Source organism: Streptomyces sp. 2A115, from assembly GCF_052245575.1.
Taxonomy (GTDB): Bacteria; Actinomycetota; Actinomycetes; order Streptomycetales; family Streptomycetaceae; genus Streptomyces.
In genome coordinates, this window is sequence record NZ_JBQQCG010000061.1 from 55,844 (window position 1) to 71,888 (window position 16,045).

Sequence of the window (16,045 nt, forward strand, 5' to 3'; positions counted from 1 at the left end):
CCATTCCCTGGCCTCCGGCAGCCGTCCGTGACCATGACCCGCCCGCTGCACTCCCACCGCCCAGCATTTCCGCAGGTCAAGCCTCGAAATCCTGCTGGAGTACTAGTTGTTGGCGGGGGAGAGGCGACCCTCGAAGGCGATCTGGAAGGCGTTCAACGGCGCCTTCCAGCGCATCGTCCACCGCTTGCGGCCCTGGACGGATGAGCGTTTCAGAGTGTCGGCAGGCCGAGCGCGATGATGGTGGACGACAGTCCTTGCCAGGTGCGTACGTCCCAATCGGTGAGTTGCTGCCAGCGCTGCAGGCGGTACTTCACGGTGTTCGGATGCACGTGCAGGACGCGGGCGGTCGCGCTGAGCGAGAAGCCGTTCTCGGCGAAACTGAGCACTGTCTCTGCCAGGTCAGGGTGTTGTTGCGCGGCCTCTCTGCGCGGCGCGAGCAGCACCGCGAAGCGTTGCGCGGTGGGCGCCAAGGTGGCCAGCAGCCAGTGGTCGGCAAAGGATTTCACCTGGCCCGGATCCGTCAGGGGCAGCGCCGCTCTCGCGTCCGCCATGCTCATCGCGGCGCCGGGGAGCCCGGTCCGCGGCAGACCGATGCCGAAACTCGCATCAGGGTTCTGCCGCTGGGCCGCTTCGACCACGGCCTGCGGCGAGATGTCCTGGACCAGGGCGATCACGAGGTTGCCGCGGGTCGCGCAGCGCAGCGTGCCCGGCCACCGGCGGTGCCGCAGATCCATCATGCGCTCGTCGGTCCAGGCCTCGGCCGGTGAGCACAGCGCCTGGAACTCGCCGGCCGGGTCGAAGGTGAGGGCGGCAGCCAGTTGCTCGAGGTCGACGCCTGCGGGCGCGGCGGTGGCCAGGCCGTCGAGGAACTGGTGGGTCAGCCTCAGGAGCGTGGCATCGGCGGCGCGGACGGCGACGCCGTACGCCTCGGCGGCCGCGCTGCTGGAATGCTGCACCCACGTCCAGACCATCCCGACGATCGAGAGGAGTTGCGCGCCGACCCGGGTGTCGTGCGACTGAGCACGAGCGAGCAGCACGTTCCACATCTCGCGGTAGCCGACGTGGTAGGCCTCGACGAGGGCGTGCAGCGGCAGGCCCGTGGCGGCGCGTTCGGCTCCGAGTGCATGCGCGGCCTCGACCTCTTCGCGGGTGGGCGAGCGGCGTGCGGCCACGCCGGTCAGCAGTCCTTGGTAGTGGCGGGTGACGTCGCGTTCCTGCTGCTCGCGGTCCACGATCTGATAGCTCGGGATTTCGAGCCGTATGCGGTCAACGATCTCCGGGATCACCGTGGGCAGTTCTGCGGCGAGTGATTCGCAGAGTTCGACGACGGGCTGCCACGCCGCTGCGGTGTCGGCCTGCGCCCCGGCCCCCTCGGTCACGGACTCCACCATCGCCCCTCCCGATATGTGGATTTCGTAGTGATCTCTCTAGCGGTTGTATGGCAGCTTCGCTGCGACCAAGCGTCGACGATAGGCGATCAAGAACGCGCATGCTGCTCTTTTGTGGACTCCGCAAAGACGACGCTGGGAAGTTCTCAGATTCGGTTCTGGTCCCGCGGACCGGCCGTCGGCAGGCTGGACAGCGGACGCCGTGGGGGCCTGCTCCCCACCGATGGGTCGAAAGCATCCGGGTGCACTGGAGGACGCGTGGAGACTCCGATGGAGTTCAGTCATGAATCGGTCGTGGTGCGACGCGGGCGGCGGAGCCGGCTGCCGATCGTCGTCGCAGTGCACTCCACTGCTCTCGGCCGTGCGGTAGGCGGCTGCCGGATGTGGACGTACGACAGCTGGGAGGTCGGCCTGCGCGACGCGCTGCGCCTGTCAGAGGGCATGACCCGTAAGTGCGCTGCCGCCGGACTGCCGAACGGCGGAGGCAAGACGGTCGTGGTCGTTCCCGCCGGGCGGAGCCTTACCGCGGACGAACGCCGCGATGCGCTGCACGATGTCGGCGACATCGTGGCGGAGCTCGGCGGCGCCTACGTGACCGGTCCCGACGCGGGTACCGGACCGGCCGACATGGCGGTAATCGGCGAACGGACCGAGTACGTGTTCTGCAGGCCGGAGGCGGTCGGCGGAAGCGGTGACCCCTCGCCGTTCACGGCCCTGGGCGTCGTCGCCGCGCTGCGCTCGACCTGCCTGGCGCTGTTCGGCTCGCCGGCCTTGGCGGGCAGGAGATTCGCCGTGATCGGCTTGGGACACGTCGGGGAGCAGATAGCCCGGCAGTTGGCGGCGGCGGGAGCCGACCTGGTCCTGAGCGATGTCGACCCGGCGAAGCGCTCGCTCGGCGCAGAACTGGGCGCGGTGTTCGCCGAACCCGACGCAGCGGCCACCGCCGAGGTGGACGTGCTCGTCCCCGCCGCGCTCGGCGGCTTGCTGACCCGGGATCTGGTGGCGCGACTGCGATGCGGCGCGATCGCGGGCGCGGCGAACAATCAACTGGCCGAACCCGGCGCGGCGGAGTTGTTGCGGGAGCGCGAGATCCTCTGGGCCCCCGACTACATCGCCAACGCCGGCGGTGTCGTCAACGCGGTCTCGCGCGAAGTCCTTGGCGACGAACCGGAGGAAGCGGTCAAGCGCATCGAGTCGATCGCTGACACCCTGACCGGCCTGTTCGAGACGGCCGCGCGCACGAAGATCACGACAGCGCGGGCCGCCGACGACCTCGCGCGCCAGCGGCTGGCCGTACCGGTTCCCACCGCGGCGGGACCGGTATGAACCCCCGGGTCTACGTGCTGGCCCTGGCCACCTTTACCGTCGGCACCGGGGGCTATGTCATCGCCGGCGTACTGCCGGCGGTCGCGCAGGCCATGGACGTGTCCGTATCAGTGTGCGGACAGCTGGTCACGGTCTTCGCGCTGGTCTACGCCCTGGCCGGGCCGCCACTGATCGGAGCGTTCCGGAGGGTGCCGCCGAAGTCGGTGCTGATCTGGGCCATGCTGGCTTTCGCGCTCAGCAACGCCCTCGCGGCGTGCGCACTCGACTATGCCGTGCTCGCCGCGGCGCGCGTGCTGGCCGCGGCGAGCGCGGCCCTGCTGGCCGGGCCGGCCGCCGCGGCGGCCGCGCTGTGCCGTCCTAAGGACATGCCCAACGCGATCCCTGGCGCCCTCGCAGCGGTCCCAGGCTCTGGGGCTGCACTTCTCCGTGCAGTTCCTGGGCGTCGCCGTCGGCGGGCTCGCCCTGTCGACGGGGGGACCAGTGGCCATTCCGGCCCTGTCTGCGCTGATCGCGTGCGGATCGCTGCTCACCATGCGGCGGACCGCCCCGGACACCGGATCGCGTGGCGCCCGCGACGATCCCGCGGTGATCACCGCGCAGGAGTGAGCAGCGGATCGGCCCGGAGAGTTACTCAGAAGCGCCTTCGCACGTGGAGGCGCTTCTGATGGCTGTATGCCGCGAATTATCAGCGACTGTTCACCACCCTCGTCGTCCAGCCCGTCCACGACACGGCCCACCGGCTCAGCTGGTCCGACTGGTGACGCCGCCACCAGGCCCGAGCCCAGGTAAGCCACTACCGGCGACAAGCCGCACAGCCATGAAGATCACGAACTGTGATGGGCTGTCAGTGATCGTCCAACTCAACGAACTGGCTCACCCATGCCCTGAACCGATCGTCAGACTTCTTTCGCCCGGTCCAGAGCGCGTGCAGGTCCTCCGGCGGCCCAAGGCCGAAATTCTGGTTCAACCAGGTGAGGAACTCATGGTGGCCAGCGCTGTGTTCCTCAACGTCTCCGGAGGCAAGAAACCCGAAGTCAGCGACAGGATCGCTGTCGATGGCCAGAAGCTGGAACAGCTCCATCAGGTTTCGCGCGATCACATAGAGATGCCCTTCATCGCCGACCAAGACGACAGGCAGAGTGGCAAGGTCGGTCCGATCGTCGCACCGCCACAGCGCGTAGTCGGAGCCGGAGCCGTTGGCCTGCGCGAAGGGGATGAACCGGCTCAGGAACTCCGGATGCTCCGACCAGGTATGGAGGCCAGCGTCTGCGCCGTACTCGCGCAGCTCGAAACCCTCCGAGTAGTAGACCGGACCGATCCGGTCCTCGAACTCCTTGAGCAGGTTCAGCTCCGGGATTGGCGAGTACGCCTCGCTCATGTGGCCTCCTTGCTGGGCCGGGACGCCTGGCGCAGTTGCGGACGTCTCACGCTGGCCAGGTGATGCTATCTACGCCGGGACACTCGGGCGGTGCCGCCAACAATCGTGCGCTCTCCACTGCCACTACCAGCGACGACAAGCCACTCGTCGAGGAAGGTCACGATCTACAGATCCCTCCTCATGGCCCGCGGCACCTTCGTGAAGAAGTCCCGGGCTCGGAGTACGCCGGTTGGTTCGCCGTTGGCCAATCAGGAGCGCGCCGCCCCCTGGCGAGGACCGTCCGGGGCCGTCAGTTCCTGAAGTCAGGCCCGTGGCCGACCGTTGTGGCGCAGCCGCAGCCGACGCCGGGGGTGTGAGCGCAGCACCGGATGGAGGTTCCAGCCCCGTTCCGAGGCGACGTGCAGGACGTAACCGGCGCCGGCGCCCCGGAAGTAGTGTGCTCCGAGTTCCAGATCGCGGTGGTACTCGCGACGCTGCTGGGAGGTCTCCACTCGCCGGGTCTGCTCCTCGATGCGCCGGTCCACGCGCGCCTGGTAGTACGCCGTGTCGCCCTCCCGCACCAGCGCTACCGGGGTCACGCACCAGAGCGGGATGAACGGCACCCGGCCCAGCGTGGCGTCCAGCATCCGGGTCGCGCCGTTCTCGGCACGCGGCACCATGTAGACGATCAGCTCGGCCACCGGCGCTACGAAGTAGACGCAGACCGCGAGGACGACCCACACCACCCACCACAGCGGCAGGAACACCAGGGTCAGGGGGAGAAGCAGCAGCCAGCGCAGTGCGGCCGGGCGGACGGGAAGCGGCCCCCAGGCAGGGGCGTCGTAGTCATGCACGGATGTTGTCTCCCCCAGGGTTCGCCACCGCTCGACGGTGCGCCCGTGAGTGTACGCCGGGGGCCGACCCGCACGGAGTGCGGGCCTTGCCGGCCCCGGCATCTGCGTGGGTCCGGGCGCTCCTCGAGGACGAGGTCACGGTCAAATCACTGCGTCAGCGGGACGGCCACGTGTGGCTCATGCCCCCGCAACTGCGGGTACGAGCCGATCCCCGGAGACCAGGCTCAGATCCTCGGCAAAGTGGTCGCGTCCTGCGTCGTTTGTGATCAACCGGGTTCTGTCGGCTGCACTCCGACTACTTCGCGGTCTGGCACCGATCCCGCGATGGCCACGTCAACTCAAGTGCGGTGTGTACGCCTGAGTGAGGCCGAGGTCGGCAGCATCGCGCCGTGGCTGCCGGGCGACCTCGATCTCCCACGGATGACCAGGGCCTGTCCGGTCAGCGGGGAGTGACACCGGACAGGCCCTGGCGGATTGAGGGGCGTCGCCCCTGGTGGGGGCCGCTATACCTCCAGCCAGACCGCCCGGTCCGGTCCCAGTTGTCCATCCACGACCGGGCCACTGGCCAGCAGGATTGTGGTGTGGTCAGGCAGCCGGTACGCCTCATCCGAGAGGTTGACGACGCAGGCGAAGCCTGGTTCGCGGTGGAAGGCGAGAACTCCTGCGGGGGTGTCGTGCCAGGTCATGGTGCCGTCGCCGAGGGCCGGGTTGTCGCGGCGCAGGCGCAGGGCGGTGCGGTACAGCTCCAGCATCGAGGTCTCGTCGCCGGTCTGTGCCTCCACGCTGCGCTCGATCCAGTTGGCGGGCTGGGGCAGCCAGGGTCCGGCATGGGCGTCGTCGGGGCTGAAGCCGAACGGCTCCACCTGTCCTGACCAGGGGATCGGCACGCGGCAGCCGTCGCGGCCGCGGTCGGTGTGGCCGGAGCGTTCCCAGATGGGGTCCTCTAGGACGTCCACCGGGAGGTCCTCGACTTCGGGCAGGCCCAGTTCGTCGCCCTGGTAGATGTAGGCGCCGCCGGGGAGGGCGAGCATGAGCAGGGCGGCGGCTCGGGCGCGGCGGGTGCCGAGTTCGAGGTCGACGGGGCCCTGGGGCTGATAACGCTCGTTGGGCACCCACCGGGCGACTGTCTTGCGGGCGTAGCGGCTGGTGTGGCGCATGACGTCGTGGTTGGACAGTACCCAGGTGGCCGGTGCGCCGACGCCGCTGAGCATGGCGAGGGAGTCGTCGATGACCGTGCGGAGGTCCTTGGCGTCCCAACTTGCCATGAGGAAGTCGAAGTTGAACGCGGTGTGCAGGCCGCCGGGGCGGACGTAGGCGGCGAGGCGTTCGGGGGTGTCGGCCCAGGCTTCGGCTACGAAGGCCCGGTCGCCCTCCAACTCGTCGGCGACCTGGCGCCAGGTGCGGTAGATGTCGTGGACCTCGTCGCGGTCCCAGTGCGGATGCACGATCTGGTCCCGTGTCAGGTCGGGCAGTTCGGGGTCCTTGGCCAGTCCGTGGGCGACGTCGATACGGAAGCCGTCGACGCCGCGGCCGAACCAGAACCGCAGGATGGACTCGAACTCGGCGTGGACGTCGGGGTGTTGCCAGTTGAGGTCGGGCTGTTCGGGGGCGTACAGGTGGAGGTACCAGTCGCCGTCGGGCAGATGGGTCCAGGCGGGGCCACCGAATTCGGAGATCCAGTTGTTGGGCGGCTCGGTGCCGTCGGGGCCGCGGCCGGGCCGGAAGATGTAGCGGTCGCGTTCCGGGCTGCCGGGGCCGGCCGACAAGGCGGCCCGGAACCAGGCGTGTTGGTCGGAGGTGTGGTTCGGGACGATGTCGGGGATGACGCGGATCCCGTACTCGTGGGCTTCGTCGATGAGCTGCTCGGCGTCGGCGACCGTACCGAACAGCGGGTCGATGGCGCGGAAGTCGGCCACGTCATAGCCGCCGTCCGCCATCGGGGACTTGTACCAAGGGTTGATCCACAGGGCGTCCACGCCGAGCGACTTGAGGTAGGGCAGCCGGGAGCGGAGGCCCGCGATGTCGCCGACGCCGTCGCCGTTTCCGTCGGCGAAGCTGCGGATGTAGACCTGGTAGATGACGGCGCTGCGCCACCAGGGCGAGGGCGTGGTGGAGGACATGGGGCTGAAGGTCCTTTGAGAAGGGGACTGTGGGGGAACCGGCCAGAAGGGACGCTTACTTGGCTGCGCCCGCGGTGAGTCCGGCGACGATGCGGCGCTGGAAGAGGAGCACCATGATCACCAGGGGGACGGTGACCAGGACGCCCGCTGCCATCTGGCTGCCGAACGGGATGTCGAACTGGGTGGCGCCGGTGAACTTGGAGATGGCGACCGGCGCGGTCTGGATGCTGGGCCGGTTCGTCATCGACAGGGCGATGAGGAACTCGTTCCATGCGGCGATGAAGCAGATGATCGCTGTGGTGAAGATGCCCGGCGCGGCGAGCGGAATGATGACCTTGCGGAACGCCTGGCCCCGGGTGCAGCCGTCGATCATCGCGGCCTCTTCGAGCTCGTCGGGCATCTGCTTGAAGAACGTGGTCAGGTTCCACACGGCCAGCGGCAGCACGAACGACATGCTCGGCACGATCATCGCCTGGTAGGTGTTGATCCAGCCGATGTCGGTGAACAGCTTCAGCAGCGGGACCACGATCGAGACGACCGGGAACATCGAGGTGGCGATGATCAGGGTGAGGATCAGCCGCTTGAACCGGAATTGCAGCCGGGCCATGGCGTAGGCGGTGAACGTGGCCAGCAGCAGTGCCAGGAGGGTGGTGGTGCCGGAGACGATCAGGCTGTTGAGCAGGGCGCGGCCGAAGCCCTGGGAGGGGCTGAAGACCGCCCGGTAGTTCTCGAACGACACCGAGGTGGGCAGGAGCGAGGTGTCGAAGATGTCGGAGCTGCGGCGCATGCTGGAGACCAGCATCCAGTAGAAGGGGGCCAGGCAGTAGGCCACCACCGCGGCAACTCCCAGGTAGAGCAGCCAGGTTCGCCATTTCACGGTCGTGGTCATGCCGACGCCTCCGCACTGTTCCGGATCGAGCTGCGCCGGAGCCTGCTTTTGCGCTTGGTTCTGGCCTGGCCGCCCACGTCACCGACGAGGTCTGCGCCCAGCAGCCGGACGAAGCCCAGCGCGATGAGGAAGACGTAGAGGAAGAGGAGCACCGCGTAGGCGGCGGCCGGTCCGAAGCGGACGTTGGACGCCTCGTTCTGCGCGAGCATGGACAGGGTTTCCACCGAGTTCTTCTGTGCGCCGATGAGGAGGTAGGGCAGGTCGAACATCCGCAGCGCGTCGAGGCAGCGGAAGAGCACCGCGACCAGCAGTGCGGGTTTGACCAGGGGCAGGGTGATCCGCCAGAACTGGGCGAGCGGGCCGGCCCCGTCGAGCCGGGCCGCCTCGTAGACCTCCTTCGGAATGACCTGGAGGCCGGCCAGGACCAGCAGCCCGATGAAGGGAGAGGTCTTCCACACCTCGGCGACGATGACGGCGACTTTGGCGTGGAAGCCCTCGGTGGTCCACAGGACCTGTTGGCCGATCAGGGCGTTGGCGATGCCGTCGCTGTTGAAGATCCACCGCCACAGCAGGCCGGAGATGGCCGTGGGCACGGCCCAGGGGATGAGGATGCTGGCGCGGATCAGGGCCCGGCCGCTGAACGCCCTGTGCATGATCAGCGCCATGGCCACGCCGATCAGGGTCTCCAGGCCCACCGTGGTGACGGTGAAGAAGGTGGTGTTCCAAAAGGCGTTCCAGAAACGGGCGCCGGCTTCGCCGAAGATGTCGGCGTAGTTCTGCAGGCCGACGAACGGCTCGGTGTCGCTGATGAAGCCGGTTGCCGGGTCCAGCCCCTTGGCCCCGTACAGCGACTCCTTGAACGCCATGAGGGTCGGGTAGAGGACGACGACGGTGAGGACCAGGAGGGTCGGCGACACGAGCAGTGCCGCCGTCCGCCCCGAAGCCGCGGTCGCCCAGGCCCGCTTGCTTGCCTTCACCGGTGCGAGGGCTGCTCCGCCGCGGCCGCCCGCCGTGCCGGTGGGGCGGTCCGCGGCGGCGCCGGGTGGGATCTTGGTGTCGACCACGGCTTTCCTCCTCACTGTGCGGCGGACTTCTGCAGCGCGTCCTGCAGGTCCTTCAGCGCCTGCGCACTGCTCTTGTCACCGTTCAGGGCCGCGTACGCCTCCTGCTGGATCGCGGAGGAAGCGTCGCCGTACTGGACCACCCGGGGGCGGGGGACGGCGTTCAGGATCGACTTCTTAAGTACCGGCAGGTACGGGTACCGCTTGACCAGCGCCTGGTCGTCGTAGAGGGCCTCGTACGGCGGGGCGAGCGAGGCGTCCTTGAGGAACGTGGTCGCGCTCTCCTCGTTGGTGAAGAACTTCATGAAGTCCAGCGCCGTGGCCTTGTTCTTGGCGAAGGAGGACAGGGCCACGTTGTGGCCGCCCAGGCTGGAGGAGCCGGCCCCGGTCAGGCCGGGCAGCGGCGCGACCGCGAACCTGCCCGCCACCTTGCTCTTCTCGGCCAGCGAGTACACGTACGGCCAGTTGCGCAGGAAGACCAGCTTGCCGGACTGGAACGCCTGGCGGCCTTCCTCCTCCTGGTAGGTGATGGCCTCCTTCGGGATCGTGCCATCCTTGAAGGAGTCGACGAGGAAGTCCAGGCCCTTCTTCGCCTCGGGCGTGTCGACGTTCGGCTTCCCGCCGGCGTCGGTGATGACGCCGCCGGCGGAGTTGACGGCCTCGGCGAAGTTGACGGTGAGACCTTCGTACTTCTGGAACTGGCCCGCATAGCAGTCCATGCCCTTGGCCTCGGGCAGCTTTACGACCTTGGCGCAGGCGGCCTGCATTTCCGCCCATGTCGTCGGCGCTGCGCTGACGCCGGCCTTCTTCAGCAGGTCGGAGCGGTAGTACAGGACGCCGCCGTCGGAGGCCTGCGGGACCGCGTACAGGTTGTCGCGGTACTTGCCCGTCTCCACGGTCGGCTTGAGCATCGTGTCCAGCGGGAACTGCGCGGCGGGCAGTTGGTCGATCCACTGATGGGCGGCGAACTCCGAGGTCCACACGACGTCCAGGGAGAGCACGGTGTAGGCGTCGGACTTCGTCTCGGCGTTCTGGATCATCTGCTGGCGCTGCTGGTTCACGTCCGCCGGCAGCTGGACGAAGGTGACCTTCTCCTTGGGGTGCTGCTTGTTCCAGCTGTCGATCACCTTCTGGACGACGCCGGAGCTGTCCTTGGCGGCCGCGTACGTGATCGGGCCGCGGCCCGAGAACGACGGGCTTTTCGACGGCCCCGATGAGCTGCTGTCATCGGAGGAGCCGCAGGCGGTGAGGACGAGCCCGGCGGCGGCGAGCACGGCCGAGCACTGAAGGACTCTGCTGGTTCTTGCGTTCACTGTCTCTCCTGGACGTGCGGAACCGAAGTCTCGGCGTGGTCGCCCTGTAGGGAGCAGCTACCGAGATGACTATGAGACGGCTCTGATACGAGACTGGGCTGTCATCGCGTCTTGTGGATCAAAAGAGCAGGTCAAGGCTGTGAAGGATTGATTCACGGCGACGACTTCGACTCCGTTGTGACAACGCTTGCACCGTAGGAGCGCACTCGGTGGAAGTCAATGCGTAACGTCGCGGTAGCGCTGATGATTTACGCGACTCGCACTATCCCTTTCTGGGGATTAATCGGTCATTCGGTCACGAGATTGGGTCGTGACAGCGCTGTCACGAAGGGTCTCGCCGAGGACCAAATCTGTGCTAACTTCCGCTCATGTCTCCAGCTCAGCGGCACCCCACGTTGGCCGACGTCGCCGAACGGGCGGGGGTCTCTCCGTCCACCGTCTCGCGCACCATGCGCGGCCTGACATCGGTCTCACCCGAGGTCCGTGCCCGGGTCGAGGAGGCCGCCCGGGAGCTCAACTTCGCGGTCTCGCGGCAAGCGTCAAGCCTGGTCACCGGCAGAACCGGCGTCATGGCGGTGCTCGTGCCCACGCTCGACTCGTGGTTCATGGGAGCGGCGCTGTCCAGCCTGGGCCCGCTGCTGCGCGGCGCGGGCATGGAGATGACCGTCTACGTGGTGCCTGATCTGGCCGAGCGGGCCGAATTCTTCGAGCGGCTGCCGGCCCGGCGCAACGCGGACGCGCTACTGGTCTTCTGCTTCGACCTCACCAAGGAAGAGACCGCGCGGCTGGACGGTCTCGGCATGCCGGTCATCTACATCAGCCAGCACGTCGAGGGCCGCCCCAGCGTCTACGTCGACGACGTCACCGGCGCCTGCAAGGCCACCCGCCACCTGATCAACCTCGGACACAGCCGGATCGCCTTCGCCCACACCGTAAACGCCCGCGGCTTCAGCTTCAGCTCACGCGATCGCCTCCTCGGCTACCGGAAAGCGCTCACCGAGGCGGGTATCCCCCTGGACGACGACCTGGTCGTCACCACCCCGCCCCGCGACAAACGCGGCACCACCCAGGCCGTCGGCAACCTGCTGAGCCTGCGCGAACCGCCCACAGCGATCTTCGCCGAGCAGGACGAACTCGCCGCCTCCCTCATCCTGAGCCTGCGCACCGTACAGATCGACGTGCCCGAACGGATCTCCGTCCTCGGCTTCGACGACCAGCTGATGGCGGAATGGCTCGACCTGTCCACCGTCGCCCAGTCACCCTCCGACATGGGCCGCGCCGCCGCCCAACTGGCCCTGGAACTCATCAACGACTCCGACGCGGACCACGCCCGGCACATCGTCCTGCCCACCCACCTGATACCCCGCGGCACCACCGCTCCGCCACCCAAGCCTCAGGCCGAACGCGAGGGCCTCGACTGAAGGCCGACACACCTGAGATCCGCAGCAAGGGAGGGCCACAGGGATCAACACACGCGGTTTCCTGGCAGAGGCCACCCGGGGCGAAACGAGCCCAGCATCGACATCCCCCTGCCCGTCCGGTCCGCATCCTCACGCCGGGCGGCGAGGCGTTACGAGCTGCCCGGGCTCCTAGATCATCCCGTGGCGGGTGTGGCGTATCTGGGTCATGCCGCAGTAGCCCCGCGAGTTCGCGAAAACTGAAGAGTACTCAGCGGGAACCGAGGGCCCGGTGCCACGACGACGAACCACGGGGCGGGCGCGGCAGCACACCCGCCCCCGGACCACCCTGACCCGCGCGTCAGCGGCGGACCAGCATCGCGTGCGTGACGGTCGGCGAGCCGACCATCTCGGACACCCGGTAGCCGTCGATCCCGTCACCCAGATTGTCGAGCAGCCGCTCCCCGCGCCCGATGAGCATTGGCGCGATCACCAGGTGAAGTTCGTCGATCAGCCCGGCGCGCAGATACTGCTGGATGACTGCCGCGCCGCCGCCGATCCGGACGTCTTTGCCGCCCGCGGCGTCGAACGCGTGCTGGAGCACCGTCTCCAGCGGCGCGTCGGTGAAGTGGAAGGTCGTTCCGCCGGCCATCTCCAGCGTCGGGCGCAGATGGTGGGTGTGTACGAACACGTCGTGGTGGTAGGGCGGGTTGTCGCCCCACCAGCCCTTCCAGGACTCGTCCTCCCACGGCCCGCGCTGCGGCCCGAACATGTTCCGCCCCATGATCGTGGCGCCGATGTTCTGTTCGCCGCGCACGAAGTAGTCGACATCGATTCCGGTCTTCCCCGCGGTGGAATCCTCCGTCGCGGAGATGAACCAGCTGTGCAGGTCGTCACCCCAGCCGACGCCGTCGCCGAACGGGGCGTCCAGTCGCTGGTTCGCGCCGGCCGCGAAGCCGTCGAGGGAGATCGTCACGTTGTGCACGCGGACCTTGGGCATGGCCTTCACCTCTCGTATTGATGTCGTTCTCTCACTCCTGCGTCGTACAGAGCCTGCCTGGATCGACATTCCCGCGCACATTCTCTCGGCGGGCCACACCGGTGCCCGGCACCGCGAACCGGCGCCGAGGGCGCGGCGCGGGCGGGGCGACGCATACGAGCAGCCGGCCCGCGCCGCCGAGACGGCCCTGCCCAGTCCTCAGGTGAGGCCGTCGTCGCATGGCCGGGATTGTTGGCGCGGGGGAGTGCCAGACGGCGTGGCACCAACCACGCAGCCGACCATCCATCGCTCACCCGCTGGTCAGGCCGATCTGGCCCGCGCGTTCACGCCGACCAGCGAACGCCGACGGCCTGGCCTGGTATGCGTCGTCGACCGTGGCGTACACGGTGGAGCTCGGAGACCCGGAAGCGGCCGTAGACCGTGGGCCACGGGCCGAACTTACGCGGCATCTCCCGTCACTGACTGCTGGTGCGGAACCGCCAGATCACCCATTCGAACTGCTCCCGCAGCCGCTCGAGGTACGGGCCGTACTCGTCTATCGGCAGGAACGGCTCAATCAACTTCCATTGCCCGTCAGTAAGTTGCCCGCGCGTCACGGTCGTTTTCCTACCGGATCCGCTTACCAGACGGGTCCGGATCGGCCCGCTGCACGTCCGGACCTGCCACTGCGACACCTGCGGCCTCGTCATCGACCGGGACGACAACGCGGCCCGCAACCTCGCCGCTCGCGCGGCAACCGTCCTCACACCGAAGCACTCTCACGCTCTGGTAACGAGACCGGCCTTCCGGGCCGAAACGCCCGGAAGGCTGAGAGTCCCTGAGGCTCAAGGCAACGGTGAGTGCCATGACTACGGGCACGAAGGCCGGGAACACTTCCTGGGCGCGGTACGAGGAAAACGTGGCCGAGGACCGGCAGATGATCGAGGCCGAAATGTGCGGGATTACGAGACGCTGCCGCAGCACAGCGAGGCGATGCTCACCATTGCGGCCATTGCGCTCATGACCCGCCGACTCACGCGGCAGCCCGTCCGCCCCACCGTCGAACTCCCCGTCCTGCGGCGGCGGTTCAGTCCGCGTGAGACATCACAGCTGACCACGCTGATCGGTACCCCAACGGCTGTTCAGTCCGTTGCTCGTACAGCGTCCGCACCGGCGGGTTCCCAGAGCTGGATCGGGGTGCCCTCCGGGTCGCTGAGCTCGGCGAACCGGCCATTGGGGTAGTCCTGCTCATGGACATCGGTGTGGATGTCCGCGCTCCGCAGCTGGGCCACCATGGCATCGAGATCGCGAACCCGGAAGTTGATCGCCCACTGCTGTCCTGGCGTGCGGAAATGCTCCGACCCACTCGGGAGGGGCGCGAACACAGTTGGCCCGGTCTCGGTCTCCCAGGACCGCTCATCGTAGGTATCCGGTGGGCGTCCTACGCCGAGGTGAGTCTCATACCAACTGGCCAGTGCCTCGGGGTCGCTGGCACGGAAGAAGATGCCGCCGATGCCCGTCACGCGTTCCATGCCGTCATCCTGCCCTGTCGGTCCGCTCGGAGCCAATGGATTGAGTCCTGACGTCCGGAGTACGGCGGAGCTACCGAGTCACAGGCTCGACCCACCGGGGCAACTCTCGACGGACTTCATGCCCACCCAAACGCACCAGGCGCCCCAGTGTGTCAGGGCCAGCGACTTCTGATCCTTGTCTTCGGTACTGGTGGGCAGAAAGGCTGCCGAATGCATATTTGTGGCAAGCAGGGTGCCTCGCTGGTGACAACCAGGCTGCTTCGACCGGCCCCATTCGCCAGCTCATCCGGCTCTGCCGGTGACAACTGCTGAGCTTCGGCTCAACGAAGCTGTGACTCAGCGCTCCGGTTGGCGAGGTGAGCGCCAGCCGGCACCCCCGTGTGCTCACGTGTCGTGGTGTCGTCAAGGCTCCGTGTCAGCCCGGAGCGAGGACGTCGAACTCGTTGCCCTCCGGGTCGACGAGGCACGTCCACGACACGTCGCCCTGGCCGAGGTCGATGTCGGTGGCGCCGAGGGCCCGCAGCCGGGCCACTTCCGACGCTTGATCGTCACTGGGGTAGGGCCGGAGGTCGAGGTGGACGCGGTTCTTCACGGTCTTGGCGTCGGGTGCGCGGAGGAGCTTGAGATACGGGCCGACGTTCTTGGCGGAGCGCAGCATCGCATGATCGTCGGTGACCTCGTGCAGGGTCCAGTCCATCGCCTCGTCCCAGAATCGGGCCATGGCCCGCGGATCGGTACAGTCGGCCACGACCGCGGCGATCGGTCCGGTGTCGCGGTAGAGGTCCTGAGGCTCCGCCACGCAGAACTCGTTGCCTTCCGGATCGGCCAGGACCGTCCACGGGACGTCGCCCTGGCCCACGTCGACGGGCGTCGCGCCGAGTTCCTTCAGGCGCGCGATCAGGTCCGCCTGGTGGGCCGCAGAGGTGGCGGCGAGGTCGATGTGCACACGGTTCTTCACCGTCTTGGGTTCGGGGACGGTAATGATGTCGATGCAGACGGCGGCGGGGTCGGGATAGGCGAAGCCCTCGGGTTCGAGGTTGGTCACGCCGGGTTCCTCGATGGAGGTACTCCAGCCGAGCGCCTCCGCCCAGAACCGGCCGAGTGCGGAGTCGTCCCGAGCATTCATCGCAATCTGAACAAGCCGTAATGTCATGCCCGCGATCCTATGCACACCGACCTGCAGCGACATATGTAGGCACCGTCACCAACCAGGAGATCAAGTGGCTCACCAATCCTGAGCGGCGGACTGGACTCGGTTTCGCTGCTTCTCCTGGTACCCACCATGGCCGGCATCGCGGTCGCCGTCGGGAGTGACAACCCCGCGCGGCTTCCGCTGCCGACACCGGCGCGTTTCATCGGCGCCCGGTTGGTCTGGCTCATTGCGCTCGCACTCCTGGCAGTCGCGACAGCCGGCCTCGGCCAACTCGTCGGCCCTGCGGTCCCATGGGAGGCAGGCGCGAGGAATACGCTGCTGCACGCCTCTCTCGCCGTCCTTACCGCTGCCGCCGGATACGCCTCCATGTCCTGGCTGCCACCGGTGGCACTGACGCTGGTGTGCATGCTCTTCGGATACCCGCCGTCCAAGCCCGAGTACTACTGGTGGGCGGCGATCATGGAGAAGCAAGTCACCTTTTCCCAGTGAGGCTGCGCCAAGCTCGTTTCCGCAGTTCAGTGGGGCTGGTGTGATGCGCCGGTGAGGTACTCACGCTGATAGGTGGCCTGATCGTTAGCACGAGATCGTCTGGCGTGGGCGTTCTCGCGGGTTCTGGCGTGAGGTTCGGGGGCTGGTGCGTAGGTTCCGCGTCGGGAGGAATGTTCATGACGGACGT

Annotated in this window: 14 protein-coding genes and 4 pseudogenes; 7 read left to right on the top strand and 11 right to left on the bottom strand. The window is 67.8% G+C overall.

The features are described from left to right. Positions 1-209: 209 nt before the first annotated feature. Complete coding sequence (locus tag ACTWQR_RS38400; protein ID WP_443231879.1) at positions 210-1,391, bottom strand: PucR family transcriptional regulator; 1,182 nt, start codon at positions 1,389-1,391, stop codon at positions 210-212. A 267-nt stretch (positions 1,392-1,658) separates the two neighbouring features. Between ACTWQR_RS38400 and ACTWQR_RS38405 the strand changes: the two genes are divergently transcribed. The 4 genes and pseudogenes from ACTWQR_RS38405 to ACTWQR_RS38420 form a co-directional block, all read left to right on the top strand. Continuing rightward, a complete protein-coding gene (locus ACTWQR_RS38405; RefSeq protein ID WP_443231880.1) occupies positions 1,659-2,714 on the top strand; it encodes a Glu/Leu/Phe/Val dehydrogenase dimerization domain-containing protein in 1,056 nt (351 codons plus the stop codon). After that, a pseudogene (locus ACTWQR_RS38410) lies at positions 2,711-3,118 on the top strand (MFS transporter); the annotation flags it as partial. The gene ACTWQR_RS38405 and the pseudogene ACTWQR_RS38410, both read left to right, overlap by 4 nt. Before the next feature lie 22 nt (positions 3,119-3,140). After that, positions 3,141-3,320: a hypothetical protein gene (locus tag ACTWQR_RS38415; RefSeq protein WP_443231894.1), complete on the top strand. Its 180-nt coding sequence runs from the start codon at positions 3,141-3,143 to the stop codon at positions 3,318-3,320. Between the two features lie 80 nt (positions 3,321-3,400). Beyond that, positions 3,401-3,535 (top strand): annotated as a pseudogene (locus ACTWQR_RS38420) (IS701 family transposase); the annotation flags it as partial. A 23-nt stretch (positions 3,536-3,558) separates the two neighbouring features. Here the strand turns inward: ACTWQR_RS38420 and ACTWQR_RS38425 are convergent. Continuing rightward, positions 3,559-4,092, bottom strand: a complete 534-nt coding sequence (locus tag ACTWQR_RS38425; protein WP_443231881.1) for a hypothetical protein — start codon at positions 4,090-4,092, stop codon at positions 3,559-3,561. 302 nt (positions 4,093-4,394) lie between these two features. Further along, positions 4,395-4,925 (bottom strand): hypothetical protein, encoded by a 531-nt coding sequence (locus tag ACTWQR_RS38430; RefSeq protein ID WP_443231882.1) that lies wholly within the window; start codon positions 4,923-4,925, stop codon positions 4,395-4,397. Between the two features lie 110 nt (positions 4,926-5,035). Between ACTWQR_RS38430 and ACTWQR_RS38435 the strand changes: the two are divergent. After that, positions 5,036-5,174 (top strand): annotated as a pseudogene (locus ACTWQR_RS38435) (LexA family protein); the annotation flags it as partial. Between the two features lie 254 nt (positions 5,175-5,428). Here ACTWQR_RS38435 and ACTWQR_RS38440 read toward each other — a convergent pair. Genes ACTWQR_RS38440 through ACTWQR_RS38455 form a run of 4 tightly spaced genes read right to left on the bottom strand, consistent with a single transcriptional unit; the run spans position 5,429 to position 10,308 of the window. Further along, the gene (locus tag ACTWQR_RS38440; RefSeq protein ID WP_443231883.1) at positions 5,429-7,045 is read right to left on the bottom strand and encodes a glycoside hydrolase family 13 protein; all 1,617 of its coding nucleotides are present in this window, start codon (positions 7,043-7,045) and stop codon (positions 5,429-5,431) included. Between the two features lie 55 nt (positions 7,046-7,100). Continuing rightward, positions 7,101-7,934 carry a carbohydrate ABC transporter permease gene (locus ACTWQR_RS38445; protein ID WP_443231884.1) on the bottom strand — a complete coding sequence of 278 codons (834 nt, stop codon included), beginning with the start codon at positions 7,932-7,934 and terminating at the stop codon, positions 7,101-7,103. After that, positions 7,931-8,998 carry a carbohydrate ABC transporter permease gene (locus ACTWQR_RS38450; protein ID WP_443231885.1) on the bottom strand — a complete coding sequence of 356 codons (1,068 nt, stop codon included), beginning with the start codon at positions 8,996-8,998 and terminating at the stop codon, positions 7,931-7,933. The genes ACTWQR_RS38445 and ACTWQR_RS38450 overlap by 4 nt, the downstream gene beginning before the upstream one ends. 11 nt (positions 8,999-9,009) lie before the next feature. Next, complete coding sequence (locus ACTWQR_RS38455) at positions 9,010-10,308, bottom strand: ABC transporter substrate-binding protein (RefSeq protein ID WP_443231886.1); 1,299 nt, start codon at positions 10,306-10,308, stop codon at positions 9,010-9,012. 368 nt (positions 10,309-10,676) lie between these two features. Between ACTWQR_RS38455 and ACTWQR_RS38460 the strand changes: the two genes are divergently transcribed. After that, positions 10,677-11,729: a LacI family DNA-binding transcriptional regulator gene (locus ACTWQR_RS38460; RefSeq protein WP_443231887.1), complete on the top strand. Its 1,053-nt coding sequence runs from the start codon at positions 10,677-10,679 to the stop codon at positions 11,727-11,729. A gap of 337 nt (positions 11,730-12,066) precedes the next feature. On the opposite strand, the gene ACTWQR_RS38465 is transcribed toward ACTWQR_RS38460, so the two are convergent. The 4 genes and pseudogenes from ACTWQR_RS38465 to ACTWQR_RS38480 all read right to left on the bottom strand — a co-directional run bounded on the left by ACTWQR_RS38465 (position 12,067) and on the right by ACTWQR_RS38480 (position 15,369). Further along, positions 12,067-12,705 carry a dihydrofolate reductase family protein gene (locus tag ACTWQR_RS38465; RefSeq protein WP_443231888.1) on the bottom strand — a complete coding sequence of 213 codons (639 nt, stop codon included), beginning with the start codon at positions 12,703-12,705 and terminating at the stop codon, positions 12,067-12,069. A gap of 458 nt (positions 12,706-13,163) precedes the next feature. Then, positions 13,164-13,301, bottom strand: a pseudogene (locus ACTWQR_RS38470) (transposase); the annotation flags it as partial. Between the two features lie 525 nt (positions 13,302-13,826). Continuing rightward, a complete protein-coding gene (locus tag ACTWQR_RS38475; RefSeq protein WP_443231889.1) occupies positions 13,827-14,216 on the bottom strand; it encodes a VOC family protein in 390 nt (129 codons plus the stop codon). A 415-nt stretch (positions 14,217-14,631) separates the two neighbouring features. Then, positions 14,632-15,369 carry a VOC family protein gene (locus ACTWQR_RS38480; protein ID WP_443231893.1) on the bottom strand — a complete coding sequence of 246 codons (738 nt, stop codon included), beginning with the start codon at positions 15,367-15,369 and terminating at the stop codon, positions 14,632-14,634. Positions 15,370-15,498: 129 nt separating this feature from the next. Here ACTWQR_RS38480 and ACTWQR_RS38485 point away from each other — a divergent pair, with 129 nt between their 5' ends. After that, positions 15,499-15,858, top strand: coding sequence for a hypothetical protein (locus tag ACTWQR_RS38485; protein WP_443231890.1), 360 nt, complete (start codon positions 15,499-15,501; stop codon positions 15,856-15,858). The last annotated feature ends 187 nt before the right edge of the window (positions 15,859-16,045 follow it).